Here is an 18,187-nt window from a genome sequence, read left to right as displayed (position 1 = left end):
AGCGAAACCAATTGAACTTTTATTAATAGCAACTCTCTTCATTCCTAACCAAGGAGAGTTGCTGTATGTAAAAGGAAGGGGCGTTTCTTTTGAGGAAAATTGGCATCATTGGCGGTACATTTGATCCGCCTCACTATGGACATTTGCTAATTGCAAATGAAGTATATCACGCTTTGGATTTGGAAGAAGTATGGTTCTTGCCAAACCAGATTCCGCCACATAAACAAGGACGTAATATTACAAGTATAGAAAGACGTTTACATATGTTAGAGCTCGCGACTGAGGCAGAAGAACACTTTTCTATTTGTTTAGAAGAGTTAAGCAGGAAGGGCCCATCTTATACGTATGACACTATGTTGCAATTGACGAAGAAGTATCCGGATGTGCAGTTTCACTTTATTATTGGTGGGGATATGGTTGAGTATTTACCGAAGTGGTATAACATTGAAGCTTTACTTAATCTTGTAACGTTTGTTGGAGTTGCGAGACCTGGGTACACATTGCATACGCCGTATCAGATTACTACAGTGGAAATTCCGGAATTTGCAGTTTCTTCATCCTTATTACGTGAGAGATATAAGGAGAAGAAAACGTGTAAATACTTACTTCCTGAAAAAGTACAGGTATATATCGAGAGGAATGGGTTGTATGAATCGTGAGAATGCACTTCATATTGTTAAACAACAAATGCATGAAAAACGTTATACACACACAATTGGTGTAATGGAGACAGCGATTGAGCTGGCTAAGTTATACGGTGTGGACGAGAAAAAAGCAGAGATGGCAGCTATATTCCATGATTATGCGAAATGTAGAGCGATTTCAGAGATGGAAGAGATTATTAAACGTGAAGATTTGCCGAAAGATTTACTTTGCTATAATAAAGAGTTGTGGCATGCGCCTGTTGGGGCATACTTAGTAGAAAAAGAGGTAGGCATTACGGATTCTGAAATTTTGCAAGCTATTACATATCATACAAGTGGTCATGAGAACATGACAATGTTAGATAAAGTGATTTATGTAGCTGATTACATTGAGCCAGGGCGAAAGTTTCCAGGTGTGGAAGAGGCTCGTAAACTCGCATATACGGATATAAATCAAGCTTTATTATTTGCGTTAAAGAAAACAATTCAATTTTTAATGGGAAAAAATCAGACGATTTATCCATTAACATTCCAAACATACAATGCAGTTATCAAGGAGGAAATGAGTAAATGAACGATAAAGATTTATTAGTATTAGCGGCAAAAGCAGCTGATGATAAAAGAGCAGAAGATATGGTTGTCCTAAATATGCAAGGTATTTCACCAATTGCAGATTATTTCATTATTTGTCACGGTAATTCAGATAAACAAGTGCAAGCAATTGCACGTGAAATTAAATCAAAAGCACATGAGTTCCAAATCGACGTACAACGTATGGAAGGTTTTGACGAAGCACGTTGGGTATTAGTTGATCTTGGAGATGTAGTTGCTCATGTATTCCATAAAGATGAGCGTAATCACTATAATTTAGAGCGTCTATGGGGCGATGTGCCACGTGAAGATATTACAGAAGAGCTAGGCCAATGAAATACGAACAATTTGCATTGTTGTACGACGAACTAATGAATGATGTCCCTTATGATAAATGGGTGGAATTCACAGAGGAAAGCCTGCAGCAAGCAGATATGAAAGAGGCAAAAATTCTTGATGTAGCATGCGGTACGGGTAATGTAACCCTTCCGCTTGTGCAAAAGGGTTACGATTTAATAGGTGTCGATCTTTCAGAAGAAATGTTAACAGTCGCTCAGCAAAAACTGGGAGCAGAGGGATACTTTATTCCTTTTTATCAACAAGACATGCGAGAGCTTGATGTTCCAGGTGAGTTTGATTGTGTAACCATCTTTTGTGATTCATTAAATTATGTATTGCAAGAAGATGGAGTGCAAGAAACATTTAGAAGAGTATTTCACCATTTACGCCAAGATGGCTTGTTTTTATTTGATGTACATTCTTTATATAAAATACATCATGTATTTCAAAATGAAACGTATACAGTGAATGGAGAAGAAATATCTCTTATTTGGAATTGCTTCCCTGGTGAAGAATCAAATAGTGTAGAGCATGATTTAACATTCTTTGTTCAAGATCCAGAAGAAGATGTGTACCATCGGTTTGACGAATGTCACGTGCAACGTGCATATCAAGTGGAAGAGTTAACGAAATGGCTTGAAGAAGCAGGTTTTACAGTGCTTCGTGTAACAGGTGATTTTGAGCGACTTGAAGTTACAGAACAAACAGAGCGTATTTTCTTCATGGCGAAGAAAAACGGATAAAGTGAAACTTTAATCAGCGGGGTGCGAAGCTCCCCGCTGATTATTAGTTGAACCAATCGGGCTTTTACGGGCAGCCCGACCCCCTCCTAACTTCTTTGCTTTCGCTGAGTTTTAAGGTGGGGATCTTACTGGCCGTTAATGCGGGATAAAACAAAAGCAACCGAGAAGGTTGCTTTTGTTTTATAAAGAAGATGTATTTTTAGTTCTAGCATAATCTGAAGATCGTATGCGTAAAGTGTGGGAATAGTAGTTGAAGTGAAAATGTATTGTAAAAAAGTAATTATTTATAAAAAGGATTTGGAATGTAAATGACGTATTTATTATGTGTGTTTATTGAATTGCTGATCAACGCATTCTAAATCTTCATCAAATTTTTCATGTGTTCGCTCGATTAACTTATGGAACATATCTCCAACGTGTTCTTCTAAAACCCGAATGCCTTCCCCAGTAACGCCGCCTTTCACGCAAACCTTTTCTTGTAAGGTAGGTAATGTGAAGATTTCTTTTTCAAGTAATTTCCCCATCCCCACGACCATTTCACTTACTAAAGTAGTAGCCTCTTCGTGTGTAATATTTGTTTTATCTACAGCAGCGTTAATGAAGCATTGTAGTAAATAACTAAAGAAAGCAGGACCGCAACTTGCTATATCAGATGAAACGCGCGTTATATCTTCTTCTATTACAAGAGGTGTAGAAATGTTTTTGAATAGACGAAGTAATTTTTGTTGCCATTCTTCAGAGCAATTATCTCCAAATGTAAATAGTGAGGCGCCAGAGAGGGCGCGGTTTGTGATACTTGGAATGATACGCGCGACGTGACAAGGTACGAGAGTCTCTAATTGTGATGGAGATATTGGACTCGTAATAGAAACTAAGCACGTTTCATCAGAAAAATGTTCAGCGTATTTTTTTAGGATAGGGTATATATCTATCGGCTTAACGCAAATAAAAATAAGTTGTGATTGTTCGATTACTTCCGGGATTGTTTTTGCTATATGAACAGAAGGGTATTTTTCTTTTATATGATATGCTTTGGCAGGCGTCCGATTAATGATTGTAAGGCACGAAGGTTTGACAGCACGGGTTTCTAAAAATGCATCGATTAGTATATTCCCCATGTTTCCTGTCCCTATAATTCCTATGTTCAAAGTTTCATCCCTCCTTCGTAACAGCTTTCTCCTAAACAATATGAATGATGTTATAAATTTATGATTAGAGGTGTAAAATGATGTGGGATTTTCCGAAAAAGTGGTTAGGTTTAGTAGCTATTATTGGAACTTTACTTTTTCTTGTTTTTTGGAAAACGAATCAGAGTGTAGAACGAACGCCTATTACAATGAATGTGCAAGAGAAGGAGATAGAAAAAAAGGGTAAACCGAAAATATCGGATACAAAGGAACAGAAAAGAACAATTATAATTGATGTGAAAGGAGCGGTTAATAAAGAAGGGGTATATGAAATGAAGGAAGGAGATCGCGTAAAGGATGCGGTTCAAAAGGCTGGTGGTTTTTTATCAGAAGTAGATATCAAAAAAGTGAATTTAGCACAAATTGTACAAGATCAAATGCTTCTTTATATACCGAGTAAAAATGAGTCAGAACAAGGGATGTTTACTTCTTCTAAGGAAGATGGCAAGATTCGAATAAATACAGCAGCGAAGGAGCAATTGGAAAAGATTACAGGAATTGGCTCTCGAAAGGCAGAAAGTATTTTGAAATATAGAGAAGAACATGGTCCGTTTCAGAAAATAGAAGATTTATTAGAGATTGATGGGATTGGTGCGAAGTCTCTTGAAAAGATAAAAGATCAAATTATTATTCCGTAAAAGATTGACGAAGTTTTTCTTCTTTCGCTACACTACAAGTAGACAAAAAAGTAGGTGAAAAATATGGAACGAATTTCATGGGATCAATATTTTATGACGCAAAGCCATCTACTATCGTTACGTAGTACATGTACAAGGCTTGCGGTAGGAGCGACAATCGTTCGCGATAAACGAATTATTGCTGGTGGATATAATGGTTCGATTAAAGGTGGCGTACATTGTATAGATGATGGTTGTTACGTAATCGATAATCATTGTGTTCGGACAATTCATGCCGAAATGAATGCTTTATTACAATGTGCCAAGTTTGGTGCGAAAACAGAGGAAGCAGAAATTTACGTTACGCATTTCCCTTGTTTACAATGTTGTAAGGCAATTATTCAAAGTGGTATTACAGCGGTTTATTATGCGCAGGATTATAAAAATCATCCATACGCCATAGAGTTATTTGAACAAGCGAATGTAACAGTGAAGCACGTTCCGCTAGAATATGATATTGCTGCATTAGAGGAGCAAAAACGTTATACGGAGTTAAAAGAATTATTTGCGTCTTTAGAAAAAGATAATTTATCAATGGAAGAATTACAGCATGTATTCACGAAAGCAAAAATGATGCTATAAGGAGTGAGTATAAGTTGCAGGAACAATGGGGGTATGTTGCAATCTCGTTTATAATAGGGATTGCAATTGCCTTTTCCTCGTCACTTTTATTGATAGTTTTTTGCCTCTTTTTAAATATTTTCTTCTGTTTATATCGCACTTCGCGTAAAACCTTCTTTTTTTGCATTGTAGCGTGCTTTAGTGGCGCTATATACACTTCTTATGTTCAAGGGTGGAATAAGTCTCTAGGAGAGTCCTATGGAGTTACAAGAGGTGTTATACAAAATACACCGCTTGTTAATGGCGATCGCCTATCTTTTCAATTTGAAGATCACAATAAAAATATAGTGCAATTAAGTTATAGAATAAAATCAGCTCTGGAAAAGGAAAAAATGCAACAATTATACGCAGGGATATCATGTGTATTCGAGGGTGAGAGGAAAGAACCACAAACAGCTCGGAATTTTCATGGTTTTAATTACCGTGATTATTTATACAAGCAACATATTCATTTCACATTTGAGGCTACATATATTTCTGAATGCTATAAAACATCACTGTCGCTTATGCAATGGATTCTCCTTTTGAGGCAACAAGCAATCTCGAAAGTTACAGAAATGTTTCCAGAGCAATCAGGTGCTTTTATGAATGCGTTACTATTTGGTGATAGACAACAAATGACGTTTGAAGTGGAAGAGCAATATCAACAGTTTGGTCTTATACATTTGTTAGCAATTTCAGGTTCGCACATTGTATTGTTAATGGGGATAGTATATTTTATTTTGCTAAGAAGTGGTGCGACGAGGGAGGTAGCAACAATTTGCCTTATCGTCTGTATTCCTTTGTATATGGTTTTAGCAGGGGCGTCACCATCTGTTATAAGGGCTTCTATAGCAGGAGTTTTGATGTTGATTGCTTTTATGTGCTCGATTCGTTTATCTAGTTTAGATGCTTTAAGTGTAACAGCTATATGTATGCTTATATATGACCCTTATCTTGTTTTTAATATTGGATTTCAGTTTTCTTTTGTAGGTAGCTTCGCTTTACTTTTGTCTGCTCCGTTCTTATTAGGGAGTAGCAACGGAGTAATCCGAAATTCTATTTATATTTCTATCATTTCACAGCTCGTTAGTACTCCGATCTTGTTATATCACTTTGGTTATTTTTCTCCATATAGCATTTTCCTCAATCTTTTATACGTTCCGTTTTTATCTATCATTGTATTACCATGTAGCATTATTATTTTACTGTGTATGCCAATTGTCCCGTTTCTCGCAAAAGGATTTGCGGATGTGTTATCAATAGGCTTGAGTATGTCTAATGTTCTTCTAAGTTATTGTGAAAGTTTACCATTTAAACAGCTTATTTTCGGGAAAACGTCCTTCAATCTTGTAGCTGTATATTGCACGAGTATTGTCAGTATATTGATAGTTTGGGAAAGGAGAGCGCCGAAAAAAATGGTTTGTATAGTTGTGAGTATATTTCTTTTTATTAGCACGTGTCATTATGTATATCCATATTTTAGAGGAAGCGGAAGTGTAACATTTATTGATGTTGGACAAGGTGATGCAATATTAATTCGCCTTCCGTATGATAAAGGGGTTTATCTTATTGATACAGGTGGAACGCTTCGTGTCAATAAGGAAGAGTGGCAACAAAAAAAGCATGAATTTTCTGTTGGAACTGATGTTTTAATACCCTATTTACAAAAAGAAGGTATTAAAACAATTGATAAATTAATCGTAACGCATGGAGATGCAGATCATATAGGTGCTGCGCAAGAATTATTATCATATATACCTGTAAAAGAAGTTGTATTTGGCCGGAAGGGAAAAGATGCAGTATTAGAAAAAGTAGTAAAGAAACAGGCATTAGAAAAGGAAATGAAAATAACTGAAGTGGGGGAAGGGGAAAGTTGGAGTGTAAATGAAGCTGAGTTTTTCGTTTTAGCTCCAAAAGGAAAAGAAAAAAGTGAAAATAATGCTTCAATTGTAATATGGGCAAAATTTGGAGGATTGACGTGGCTATTTACAGGCGATTTAGAAGAAGAAGGAGAGCAGTTTTTAGTATCTGCGTATCCAGATTTGCGAGTGGATGTTTTAAAAGTTGCTCATCATGGAAGTAATACGTCATCTATAGAGTCTTTTTTGAACGTTATACAGCCCCGTGTAGCGATTATATCTGTTGGTAAGCAGAATAGATATGGACACCCGCATAAAGAAGTAATAGAACGTTTGGAGAAGATGGGGAGTGCGATATGGCGCACGGACAAGCAAGGTGCTATTTCCTATGTTTTTAAAGGGGAAAATGGAACCTTTCAAAGTAAAATCACATATGATAAGACATATAATAGGTGAAAAAGAGAAGACTGCCATGAAGTGGCAGTCTTTAAGAACCGATAAATTTAATAACAGTTGCAATGATGAAAAGTGTTGCGAAAAAACCAAATGAGACGATAAATCCTACCCCTGAATCAATAGCGTCATTGCGTTTACTTTGAACGTTTTGTTCAAAATCATTCATTTAGAATCCCTCCCCAACATTCCACTTTAGTATAAAATATTGTCAGAAAAAAATCTACAATTTCAATGTGAAGAGAAAATGAGCTTTTTGCGAATTTTAGATTATGAAGTAACGTGAGTTTTTTGTTTCCAAGCATGTTAACAGTTGGCACTTATACTGGAATTTTTATTGTGAATAATAAAGGGAAGGTGATTACCGCACACCAATAAGAAACCCGGGGCTTATTGCGTGGCGTTTAATATAAATAAAGGGACGGGTTATAAAGCCTGTTCCTTTGTACTTGTAAAACAAAAGCTAGGGCATTAGTATAAATATATATTGCCAAGTTAGGGAGTAGGAAAAAGTATGAGTGATATACATAAAAAAATTAAAAAGAAACAGTTTGCTCCGTTATATTTACTATATGGGACGGAAGCTTTTTTTATAAATGAAACGATAAAGCTTATTACGACAGAAGCACTTGAAGAAGAAGATCGAGAGTTTAATGTTGTGACATACGATTTGGAAGAAGCGTATTTAGAAGATGTGGTTGAGGATGCGCGTACGCTTCCTTTCTTTGGAGAGCGGAAAGTACTGTTAATAAAATCACCGCTATTTTTGACTTCGCAAAAAGAAAAGTTAGAGCAAAATATAAAAATTTTAGAAGAATACATTGGTGAACCTTCTCCATTTTCTATTCTTGTTTTTGTTGCGCCTTACGAAAAACTTGATGAGCGAAAAAAAATTACAAAACTATTAAAGAAAACAGCAGATGTAGTAGAAGCGAATGCGATGCAAGTGCAGGATGTTCAGAAGTGGATTGTTGCTCGGGCAGATGAAGTGCATGTGCACATTGATAACGCGGCTGTTAGTTTGTTGCTAGAGCTTGTGGGAAGTAATGTAACGATGTTGGCGAAGGAAATGGACAAGTTAACGTTATACGTTGGTATGGGCGGAGAGATTACGACGAAACTTGTTGCAGAGCTTGTGCCAAAATCAGTTGAGCAAAATGTATTTGCTTTGACAGAAAAAGTGGTGAAAAAAGATATTGCAGGTGCAATGCAAATTTTGGATGGATTATTTACGCAGCAGGAAGAACCGATTAAATTGCTTGCGTTATTAGTGAGTCAATTCCGTTTGTTGTATCAAGTGAAAGAGTTACAGCAACGTGGTTATGGGCAAAATCAAATTGCATCTCATATTGGTGTACATCCGTATCGTGTAAAATTGGCGATGAATCAAACGAAATTTTTCTCTTTTGAAGAATTAAAAAAAGTGATTATAGAATTAGCGGAAGCTGATTATAGTATGAAGACGGGAAAGATGGATAAGAAACTTGTGCTCGAGTTTTTCTTAATGCGATTAAATCATATGTGATGACACAAAAAAAGTTCATGTACCTAGTGCATGAACTTTTTTTGTATATAAAAAAACGATCCAAATGGATCGTTTTTTAAACGCCTTACGCGTTTACTTGTTTCGCTAAGCGAGATTTTTGACGAGATGCAGCGTTTTGGTGGATAAGACCTTTACGAGCTGCTTTGTCAAGTTTTTTAGAAGCAGTTTTGAAAGCTTCTTTAGCATTTTCAAGATCGTTATTAGTAACTAAAGCTTCTACAGTTTTAACAGCAGAACGCATGTCAGACTTGATAGAAGCGTTATGTGCACGACGCTCTTCGCTAAGTTTAGCGCGTTTGATAGCAGATTTGATGTTTGCCATACTTTTCACCTCCCTGGTGCAATCGAATGACTCGATTCTTACATAGAACAAGTGATATTCTATCAAACGGTGAAGAGAATTGCAATAGTATATCCATGAAATTTCACGTAAAGGAAAGAATGACCTTATATAACTTTGGGAAATCTAACGATATTTACTATGAATTACGGAGGAGATACGATGAAAGAACCATTGGATTTAAGTAAATATAGCGTTAGAACTGACCTTGCTGTAGAAGCTCATCAAATGTTGCAAGAAAGCCAAGAAGAACAAAAAGGGATACAGGGGGTAATTGTAAAAGAGAGGGAAGAAGAAGGTACTATAATTACAAAAGTAACAATTGATGAAGCTGCCTCTGAAGCGATGGGTAAAAAACCTGGAAATTATTTAACGCTTGAAGTACAAGGTATACGTCAGCAAGATACAGAACTTCAACAAAAAGTGGAGCGTATTTTTGCAAAAGAATTTTCTTATTTCTTAGAAGAGGTTGGTGTTACAAAAGAAGCGAGCTGTTTAATTGTAGGCCTTGGGAATTGGAATGTAACACCGGATGCTCTTGGGCCAATAGTTGTAGAAAATGTATTAGTAACGAGACATTTGTTTCAATTGCAGCCTGAAAGTGTAGAAGAAGGATTCAGACCTGTTAGTGCAATTCGGCCGGGAGTAATGGGGATTACAGGCATCGAAACGAGCGATGTTATTTATGGGATTATTGAGAAGACAAATCCAGACTTTGTAATTGCGATTGACGCATTAGCTGCCCGTTCTATTGAACGAGTAAATAGCACGATACAAATTTCTGATACTGGAATCCATCCTGGATCAGGGGTTGGGAATAAACGTAAGGAACTAAGTAAAGAGACATTAGGTATCCCTGTTATCGCAATTGGTGTTCCGACTGTGGTCGATGCCGTTTCGATTACAAGTGATACGATTGATTTTATTTTGAAACATTTTGGTCGAGAGATGAAAGAAGGAAACAAACCTTCAAGATCTTTGTTACCAGCGGGATTTTCATTTGGAGAAAAGAAAAAATTAACAGAAGAAGATATGCCAGATGAAAAGAGCCGAAATATGTTTTTAGGTGCTGTTGGTACGTTAGAAGAAGAAGAAAAAAGAAGGTTGATTTATGAAGTGCTATCGCCTCTTGGTCATAACTTAATGGTGACCCCAAAAGAAGTAGATACTTTTATTGAGGATATGGCGAATGTAATAGCGAGTGGTTTAAATGCAGCGCTGCATCATCAAATTGATCAAGATAATACGGGAGCGTATACACATTGAGGGAGAAAGATGATAATAGTTTGAGTCGTTTTGCGCTTTTGTGTATATGTAGTGTAGCTTTATGTTTACTTATGATGATAGCAGGAGTGTCACTTGCTAATCATGGTTTGAAAAGTATGAAAGGTTATCGGCAATTGTCGTATGAACAAATAGCTCATATGACAGGGACAGAGAGTACAGGTGCTGAATCAGAAATTTTGGGTAGTTCGTTTTCAGCTTCAGAAAAACAACAACAATTAGAACGTTTAAGAAGTTTTAATGTTGTAGAAGGAATTGGGATGGCGTTAGCAAGTGTAGCTTATGAAATGACGAAGTTCGGAACGGATATAGTTGTTGGGAAAATAAAGGGGATTTTTAGCTAAGAGTAGCATGGGAGATGGTTGTTTTACTGATTTGTAAGACAACCGTTTTAAAATTTGAAAAGGGTTTGTCTCTTATGGTTTATTCGCATAAGATATAGATAGAATGATTTGTATCGTAAGCAGCACGAGTTTTCATTGAATCTTTGTTGCTCTATTGATATAATCAGTGCTAGTGTATATTGGCGAGACTATTAGGAGTTGAGAACATAGATGAACAAAGAAGAAAGAGCAAAAAGACAGTCCAAAATTCGTAATTTCTCTATTATTGCTCATATTGACCACGGAAAATCAACGTTAGCAGACCGTATTTTAGAGAAAACAAATGCGTTAACACAACGCGAAATGAAAGCTCAGTTGCTTGACTCTATGGATTTAGAGCGTGAGCGTGGTATTACAATCAAATTAAACGCAGTACAATTAAACTATAAAGCAAAAGATGGTGAAGAGTATATTCTTCATTTAATTGATACACCAGGACACGTCGACTTTACGTACGAAGTATCTCGTAGTTTAGCGGCTTGTGAAGGCGCGATTCTTGTAGTAGATGCAGCGCAAGGTATTGAAGCGCAAACGTTAGCGAACGTATACTTAGCGCTTGATAACAACTTGGAAATTTTACCAGTTATCAATAAAATCGACTTACCAAGTGCGGATCCAGAACGTGTACGTCAAGAGGTAGAAGATGTAATTGGTTTAGATGCATCAGAAGCGGTACTTGCTTCTGCAAAAGCTGGAATTGGTATTGAAGAAATTTTAGAACAAATTGTTGAAAAAGTACCAGCTCCGGCAGGTGATTCAGAAGAGCCGTTACAATGTATGATTTTCGACTCTTTATATGATCCGTACCGTGGTGTAATTGCTTATATCCGTGTTGTAAATGGAACGGTAAAAGTTGGCGATAAAGTACGTATGATGGCAACGGGTAAAGAATTTGAAGTAACAGAAGTAGGTGTATTTACACCGAAAACTACGCAACGTGACGAGTTAACAGTAGGTGATGTAGGTTTCTTAGCAGCATCTATTAAAAACGTAGGTGATACACGTGTTGGTGATACGATTACACATGCGAAACGTCCAGCTGCAGAGGCGTTACCAGGTTACCGTAAATTAAACCCGATGGTATTCTGTGGGCTGTATCCAATTGATTCTGCTCGTTATAACGATTTACGTGATGCGTTAGAAAAATTAGAGTTAAACGATTCTGCTCTTGAGTTTGAACCAGAAACATCTCAAGCGTTAGGATTTGGTTTCCGTTGTGGATTCTTAGGACTTCTTCACATGGAAATCATTCAAGAACGTATTGAACGTGAATTTAAGATTGACTTAATTACAACAGCGCCAAGCGTTATTTATAAAGTTTATTTAACAAACGGTGAAGATGTTATTGTTGATAATCCATCTAATATGCCAGACCCACAGTCTATCGATCGTGTAGAAGAGCCGTTTGTGAAGGCTTCAATTATGGTTCCGAATGACTATGTTGGAGCTGTAATGGAAATTTGCCAAGGTAAACGTGGAACGTTTATTGATATGCAATATTTAGATGAAACGCGTGTTACATTAACATATGAAATCCCGTTATCAGAAATCGTATATGACTTCTTCGATCAATTGAAATCAAATACGAAAGGGTATGCATCATTTGATTATGAGTTAATTGGTTATAAACCATCTAAACTTGTGAAAATGGATATTCTTTTAAATAATGAACAAGTGGATGCTTTATCATTTATCGTACACCGTGATTCAGCGTATGACCGTGGTAAAGTAATTGTAGAGAAATTAAAAGAATTAATTCCGAGACAACAGTTCGAAGTGCCAATTCAGGCGACTATCGGAAATAAAGTTGTAGCACGTTCTACAATTAAGGCGATGCGTAAAAACGTACTTGCAAAATGTTACGGCGGTGACATTTCTCGTAAGCGTAAACTTCTTGATAAGCAAAAAGAAGGTAAAAAACGTATGAAGTCTGTTGGTTCTGTAGAAGTGCCGCAAGAGGCATTCATGGCTGTACTGAAAATGGATGACAACTAATATTTGAAATAAAAAAGAAGTCGTTTGTACGGCTTCTTTTTTCTGTATAATTACTTTTTAGACATCTGAGCAGCTCTCATTTACAATAATGAGAGAGCTTTTTAGTTCATATAGAGTTAGGAGATTGTTAATGTCCGAAAATATTCGAAAAGATATTCAAGATAAAATACAAAATGGCAATTTTAATTGTGAAAAGGAATTGACGCTTTCTATTATTAGTGGAAAGTGGAAAGTTGTGATACTGTGGCATCTTGGTGTGGAAGGGCCTCATCGTTTTAGTGAATTACAACGGTTATTCCCAAGCATTTCTCATAAAGTTTTGTCGAACCAATTAAAAGAGTTAATGGAAGATGGGATTGTTGATCGAACAGTATATCCCGAAATTCCTCCTCGTGTTGAGTATTATATGACGGAACTAGGCATGTCACTTTTACCGATCGTTGAAATGATGTATGATTGGGGAAAAATGCGAATGGAACAAATTCGTAATACGTTAGAGAAGTAGAGAATCCTCCGGAGTGCGGAGGTTTTCTTTTTAGAAAGGTAGGAGTTATATTTGGTACAAGCTGCATATATTCATATCCCGTTTTGTCAGCACATTTGTCACTATTGTGATTTTAATAAAGTGTTTATTGAACGCCAACCGGTTGATCAATATTTAGATTATTTAGAGAAGGAAATAATAAATACGGTTCAAAGAGTTCCGTTTGATAGTATGAAAACGATTTTTGTGGGCGGTGGAACTCCGACAGCGTTAAATATGGAACAGACAAAAAAATTACTCGAGATTATTAATCGTCATTTGCGCCCGTTTGCTCCGAATTGTGAATTGACATTTGAAGCGAATCCAGGAGATCTACCGAAAGAGAAGTTGAATGTACTACTAGAAGGTGGAGTGAATCGAATTAGTTTTGGTGTGCAAACGTTCCGTGATGAACTGCTTGAGAAAATCGGGCGCAAGCATACGAGGGAAGATGCATTCCTAGCGATTCGAGAAGCTCAGGAAGTAGGCTTTAAAAATATTAATGTAGATATTATTTATGCTTTGCCAGGACAAACGATAGAAGATGTGAAGGAAACATTAGACATTGCTTTTACGCTTGGTGTACAACATTTCTCGGCATATTCATTAATTGTGGAACCTAAAACAGTGTTTTATAACTTAATGAATAAAGGGAAATTGCGTCTTCCGGGTGAAGACCATGAAGCGAAAATGTATGAAATGGTAATGGATGAAATGGAGAAACACGGTTATAACCAGTATGAAATTAGTAATTTCTCAAAAGGTGACAATAAAAGTAGACATAATCTCACATACTGGAATAATGAAGAGTATTATGGCTTTGGAGCTGGAGCTCATAGTTATGTGAATGGGGAACGTATTCAAAATGTAGGTCCGCTGAAGCAATATTTTAATAAAATTGATGAAACAGGATTTCCGTATTTAGATGTTCACGTGGTGACGGAGAAAGAAAAGATGGAAGAAGAGTTGTTCTTAGGACTTCGAAAAACAAAAGGTGTATCTAAAATAGCATTTCAAAAGAAATTTAATATGGAGATGGATCAAGTTTTCGCGAAGCAGTTACAAAACAACCAAGAACAAGGATTGCTTGAAGAGAGCGATGGATATGTTCGTTTAACGCGAAAAGGAAAATTATTAGGGAATGAAGTATTCCAATCATTTTTAATTGACTAATTAAATGTTCCATTAACGTGAAAAAGTTTCATTATTTCGTGACGTTTCCGTTGACAATTGAATGTCAATTTTGGTAAGTTATTAATAGATTTAGCACTCAAAGACAAAGAGTGCTAACAGAGGTGATGATGAGATGCTTACGGAACGTCAGCTCTTAATTTTACAAACAATTATTGATGACTTTATTGGATCAGCGCAGCCTGTTGGGTCTAGAACGTTGGCTAAAAAAGATGAAATTACATTTAGTTCAGCTACTATTCGAAATGAAATGGCGGACTTAGAAGAATTAGGTTTTATTGAAAAAACGCACAGTTCTTCTGGACGTGTTCCTTCTGAGAAAGGCTACCGATTTTATGTAGACCATCTTTTAGCGCCGCAAAACTTACCGAACGCTGAAATTGTACAAATTAAAGATTTATTTGCTGAAAGAATTTTTGAAGCGGAAAAAATTGCACAGCAATCTGCTCAAATTTTATCAGAACTTACGAATTATACGGCCATTGTTCTTGGACCGAAGTTAAGCACAAATAAACTTAAAAATGTACAAATTGTGCCGCTTGATCGTCAAACTGCAGTCGCTATTATTGTAACTGATACAGGGCATGTACAAAGTAAAACGATTACCGTTCCGGAATCTGTTGATTTATCAGATTTAGAAAAAATGGTTAATGTTTTAAATGAAAAGCTATCTGGCGTACCGATGGAAGAACTTCATAATAAAATCTTTAAGGAAATTGTTACAGTTTTACGTGGGTATGTTCATAATTATGATAGTGCAATAAGAATGTTAGATGGTACATTTCAAGTTCCGTTATCGGAAAAGATATACTTTGGAGGAAAAGCAAATATGCTTTCGCAGCCAGAGTTCCATGACATTCAAAAGGTTAGATCTTTGCTTACCATGATTGATAATGAAGCTGAATTTTATGACATTTTGCGTCATAAACAAGTCGGGATTCAAGTGAAAATTGGTAGGGAAAACACTTCGACGGCTATGGAGGATTGCAGTTTAATTTCTGCAACATATTCGATCGGCGAAGAGCAACTTGGAACAATTGCTATTTTAGGTCCGACAAGAATGCAATATTCTCGTGTAATTAGTTTGTTACAGTTATTTACGAGACAATTTACAGATGGACTTAAAAAGTAAATGAGAGTAATACATTCGCTCAAGTGATGAAATTTTCATTGCTGTGTGTAATATATAATGCTTAGGTAATCATGCTATGCATGATACCTAATACCTTTTAAGGAGGTGAATATTGTGGAAGAGCGTAACGAACAAGTGGTAGAAGAAGTAAAAGAAGCGCAAGTTGAAGAAGCTGTCACGCCAGAAAACAGTGAAGAAACTGTAGAAGAAAAAAGTGAGGCTGCTCTTTTACAAGAAAAAGTAGATGAGTTACAAGCGAAACTAACGGAAACGGAAGGTCGCACATTACGTCTACAAGCTGATTTTGAAAATTATAAGCGCCGCGTCCAAATGGATAAACAGGCTGCTGAAAAATATAGAGCACAAAGTCTAGTTTCAGACATTTTGCCAGCTCTTGATAATTTTGAAAGAGCAATGCAAGTGGAAGCGACTGATGAGCAAACGAAATCCTTGTTACAAGGCATGGAAATGGTGCATCGTCAATTGTTAGAAGCGCTGACTAAAGAAGGTGTGGAAGTGATTGAAGCTGTTGGTAAACAGTTTGATCCTAATGAACACCAAGCTATTATGCAAGTGGAAGATAGTGAATTTGAATCAAACGCGGTTGTGGAAGAATTCCAAAAAGGTTATAAATTAAAAGACCGTGTGATTCGCCCATCAATGGTAAAAGTAAATCAATAATTTACATAAAACTAGGAGGATTCGCCATGAGTAAAATTATCGGTATTGACTTAGGTACAACAAACTCTTGTGTAGCTGTTATGGAAGGTGGAGAACCAAAGGTTATTCCAAATCCAGAAGGAAACCGTACAACACCTTCTGTTGTAGCTTTCAAAAATGAAGAACGTCAAGTTGGGGAAGTTGCAAAGCGCCAAGCAATTACAAACCCAAATACAATCATGTCTGTTAAACGTCATATGGGTACAGACTACAAAGTAGAAGTTGAAGGTAAAGATTATACACCTCAAGAAATTTCTGCAATCATTTTACAAAACTTAAAAGCTTCTGCTGAAGCATACTTAGGTGAAACAGTAACGAAAGCTGTTATTACAGTACCTGCATACTTCAACGATGCAGAGCGTCAAGCAACGAAAGATGCTGGTCGTATCGCTGGTTTAGAAGTTGAGCGTATCATTAACGAGCCAACAGCAGCAGCACTTGCTTACGGTTTAGAAAAACAAGACGAAGAACAAAAAATCTTAGTATATGACTTAGGTGGCGGTACATTTGACGTATCTATCCTTGAGTTAGCAGACGGCACATTCGAAGTTATTTCAACTGCTGGTGACAACCGTCTTGGTGGCGATGACTTTGACCAAGTTATCATCGATCACTTAGTAGCTGAGTTCAAAAAAGAAAATAACATCGATTTAAGCCAAGATAAAATGGCGCTTCAACGCTTGAAAGATGCAGCTGAAAAAGCGAAAAAAGATCTTTCTGGTGTAACACAAACTCAAATTTCATTACCATTCATTAGTGCTGGAGCTGCTGGTCCATTACACCTAGAATTAACGTTAACAAGAGCGAAATTCGAAGAGCTTTCAGCAGGTCTTGTTGAAAGAACATTAGAGCCAACTCGTCGTGCATTAAAAGACGCTGGTTTTGCTCCAAGCGAATTAGATAAAGTTATTCTTGTTGGTGGATCTACTCGTATCCCAGCTGTACAAGAAGCTATTAAACGTGAAACTGGTAAAGAGCCATATAAAGGTGTAAACCCTGATGAAGTTGTAGCATTAGGTGCTGCAGTTCAAGGTGGCGTACTTACTGGTGATGTAGAAGGCGTTCTATTATTAGACGTAACTCCACTTTCTTTAGGTATTGAAACTATGGGTGGCGTGTTCACGAAATTAATCGAGCGTAACACTACAATTCCAACAAGTAAGTCACAAGTATTCTCGACAGCTGCTGATAATCAACCAGCAGTAGACATTCACGTATTACAAGGTGAGCGTCCAATGTCAGCTGACAACAAAACGTTAGGTCGTTTCCAATTAACTGACCTTCCACCAGCACCACGTGGTATTCCACAAATCGAAGTAACATTCGATATTGATGCGAACGGTATCGTTAACGTACGTGCGAAAGACTTAGGAACAAGCAAAGAGCAAGCTATTACAATCCAATCTTCTTCAGGTCTTTCTGATGAAGAAGTAGAACGTATGGTACAAGAAGCGGAAGCAAATGCTGACGCTGACCAAAAACGTAAGGAAGAAGTTGAACTTCGTAACGAAGCTGACCAACTTGTATTCCAAACAGACAAAGTTGTAAAAGATTTAGAAGGTAAAGTAGATGCAGCTGAAGTTGCAAAAGCAACAGAAGCGAAAGAAGCATTACAAGCTGCAATTGAGAAAAACGAGCTTGAAGAAATTCGTGCGAAAAAAGATGCTTTACAAGAAATCGTACAACAATTAACTGTTAAATTATACGAGCAAGCTCAAGCAGCTGCTGGTCAAGCAGAAGGTGCGCAAGGTGCACAAGACGCTGGCACGAAGAAAGACAATGTAGTTGACGCTGAGTTTGAAGAAGTAAAAGAAGACAAGTAATTCAACTGTAAACATAATAAGTAAGATGACAAAAAGTCAAAGTCAAGCGTGCCTTGACTTTGGCTTTTTTCACGAATGAGAAGTGATGTGTGAGGATCTTAAGTTTTTCGCTTTGCATACTGTAAGTGAGGAAACTTTGTTGCAAAGCACTTTC

Annotated in this window: 19 protein-coding genes; 16 read left to right on the top strand and 3 right to left on the bottom strand. The window is 36.9% G+C overall.

What is annotated here, in order from left to right; all coding sequences use genetic code 11:
* The first annotated feature begins 89 nt into the window (after positions 1-89).
* The 4 genes from nadD to ACYFX0_RS06220 are packed head-to-tail and all read left to right on the top strand — an operon-like array spanning position 90 to position 2,317.
* A complete protein-coding gene (gene nadD, locus ACYFX0_RS06235) occupies positions 90-659 on the top strand; it encodes a nicotinate-nucleotide adenylyltransferase (RefSeq protein WP_001226031.1) in 570 nt (189 codons plus the stop codon).
* Positions 649-1,218: a bis(5'-nucleosyl)-tetraphosphatase (symmetrical) YqeK gene (gene yqeK, locus ACYFX0_RS06230; RefSeq protein WP_106082354.1), complete on the top strand. Its 570-nt coding sequence runs from the start codon at positions 649-651 to the stop codon at positions 1,216-1,218. The genes nadD and yqeK overlap by 11 nt, the downstream gene beginning before the upstream one ends.
* Complete coding sequence (gene rsfS / locus ACYFX0_RS06225; RefSeq protein WP_000998173.1) at positions 1,215-1,571, top strand: ribosome silencing factor; 357 nt, start codon at positions 1,215-1,217, stop codon at positions 1,569-1,571. Before yqeK ends, rsfS begins: the two co-directional genes overlap by 4 nt.
* Entirely contained in the window at positions 1,568-2,317 is a 750-nt protein-coding gene (locus ACYFX0_RS06220; RefSeq protein ID WP_000873064.1) for a class I SAM-dependent methyltransferase, read from the top strand. The genes rsfS and ACYFX0_RS06220 overlap by 4 nt, the downstream gene beginning before the upstream one ends.
* A 320-nt stretch (positions 2,318-2,637) precedes the next feature.
* On the opposite strand, the gene comER is transcribed toward ACYFX0_RS06220, so the two are convergent.
* The gene (gene comER, locus ACYFX0_RS06215; RefSeq protein ID WP_001020554.1) at positions 2,638-3,465 is read right to left on the bottom strand and encodes a late competence protein ComER; all 828 of its coding nucleotides are present in this window, start codon (positions 3,463-3,465) and stop codon (positions 2,638-2,640) included.
* Positions 3,466-3,542: 77 nt separating this feature from the next.
* Between comER and ACYFX0_RS06210 the strand changes: the two genes are divergently transcribed.
* The 3 genes from ACYFX0_RS06210 (at position 3,543) to ACYFX0_RS06200 (ending at position 7,099) form a co-directional block, all read left to right on the top strand.
* On the top strand, positions 3,543-4,142 hold the full coding sequence (locus ACYFX0_RS06210) for a helix-hairpin-helix domain-containing protein (protein WP_000989935.1): 600 nt from the start codon (positions 3,543-3,545) through the stop codon (positions 4,140-4,142).
* A gap of 63 nt (positions 4,143-4,205) precedes the next feature.
* Entirely contained in the window at positions 4,206-4,763 is a 558-nt protein-coding gene (locus tag ACYFX0_RS06205) for a ComE operon protein 2 (RefSeq protein ID WP_000439773.1), read from the top strand.
* A gap of 14 nt (positions 4,764-4,777) precedes the next feature.
* Entirely contained in the window at positions 4,778-7,099 is a 2,322-nt protein-coding gene (locus tag ACYFX0_RS06200) for a DNA internalization-related competence protein ComEC/Rec2 (RefSeq protein WP_106082353.1), read from the top strand.
* Positions 7,100-7,130: 31 nt separating this feature from the next.
* Here the strand turns inward: ACYFX0_RS06200 and ACYFX0_RS06195 are convergent, their stop codons facing one another.
* A complete protein-coding gene (locus ACYFX0_RS06195; protein WP_000997609.1) occupies positions 7,131-7,265 on the bottom strand; it encodes a YqzM family protein in 135 nt (44 codons plus the stop codon).
* A gap of 345 nt (positions 7,266-7,610) precedes the next feature.
* Here ACYFX0_RS06195 and holA point away from each other — a divergent pair, with 345 nt between their 5' ends.
* On the top strand, positions 7,611-8,621 hold the full coding sequence (holA, locus tag ACYFX0_RS06190) for a DNA polymerase III subunit delta (RefSeq protein WP_001279923.1): 1,011 nt from the start codon (positions 7,611-7,613) through the stop codon (positions 8,619-8,621).
* Positions 8,622-8,706: 85 nt separating this feature from the next.
* Here holA and rpsT read toward each other — a convergent pair whose 3' ends face one another.
* A complete protein-coding gene (rpsT, locus tag ACYFX0_RS06185) occupies positions 8,707-8,964 on the bottom strand; it encodes a 30S ribosomal protein S20 (RefSeq protein ID WP_001274012.1) in 258 nt (85 codons plus the stop codon).
* A 180-nt stretch (positions 8,965-9,144) separates the two neighbouring features.
* Between rpsT and gpr the strand changes: the two genes are divergently transcribed.
* From gpr to dnaK, 8 genes are all read left to right on the top strand, one after another.
* On the top strand, positions 9,145-10,248 hold the full coding sequence (gpr, locus tag ACYFX0_RS06180) for a GPR endopeptidase (protein ID WP_000662644.1): 1,104 nt from the start codon (positions 9,145-9,147) through the stop codon (positions 10,246-10,248).
* Complete coding sequence (locus ACYFX0_RS06175) at positions 10,245-10,610, top strand: YqxA family protein (protein ID WP_001207093.1); 366 nt, start codon at positions 10,245-10,247, stop codon at positions 10,608-10,610. The genes gpr and ACYFX0_RS06175 overlap by 4 nt, the downstream gene beginning before the upstream one ends.
* Positions 10,611-10,820: 210 nt before the next feature.
* Positions 10,821-12,644 (top strand): elongation factor 4, encoded by a 1,824-nt coding sequence (lepA, locus tag ACYFX0_RS06170; protein WP_001030948.1) that lies wholly within the window; start codon positions 10,821-10,823, stop codon positions 12,642-12,644.
* A 130-nt stretch (positions 12,645-12,774) separates the two neighbouring features.
* Positions 12,775-13,149, top strand: a complete 375-nt coding sequence (locus ACYFX0_RS06165; protein WP_001293539.1) for a winged helix-turn-helix transcriptional regulator — start codon at positions 12,775-12,777, stop codon at positions 13,147-13,149.
* Between the two features lie 51 nt (positions 13,150-13,200).
* A complete protein-coding gene (gene hemW / locus ACYFX0_RS06160) occupies positions 13,201-14,340 on the top strand; it encodes a radical SAM family heme chaperone HemW (RefSeq protein WP_000249440.1) in 1,140 nt (379 codons plus the stop codon).
* A gap of 133 nt (positions 14,341-14,473) precedes the next feature.
* On the top strand, positions 14,474-15,490 hold the full coding sequence (gene hrcA, locus ACYFX0_RS06155) for a heat-inducible transcriptional repressor HrcA (RefSeq protein ID WP_000954943.1): 1,017 nt from the start codon (positions 14,474-14,476) through the stop codon (positions 15,488-15,490).
* A gap of 114 nt (positions 15,491-15,604) precedes the next feature.
* On the top strand, positions 15,605-16,171 hold the full coding sequence (grpE, locus tag ACYFX0_RS06150; RefSeq protein ID WP_000392711.1) for a nucleotide exchange factor GrpE: 567 nt from the start codon (positions 15,605-15,607) through the stop codon (positions 16,169-16,171).
* Between the two features lie 26 nt (positions 16,172-16,197).
* Positions 16,198-18,033, top strand: a complete 1,836-nt coding sequence (gene dnaK, locus ACYFX0_RS06145; protein ID WP_000034701.1) for a chaperone protein DnaK — start codon at positions 16,198-16,200, stop codon at positions 18,031-18,033.
* The last annotated feature ends 154 nt before the right edge of the window (positions 18,034-18,187 follow it).

The sequence above is a fragment of the Bacillus sp. NEAU-Y102 genome (assembly GCF_054788175.1).
This window is presented reverse-complemented; position numbering and strand designations above follow the sequence as displayed.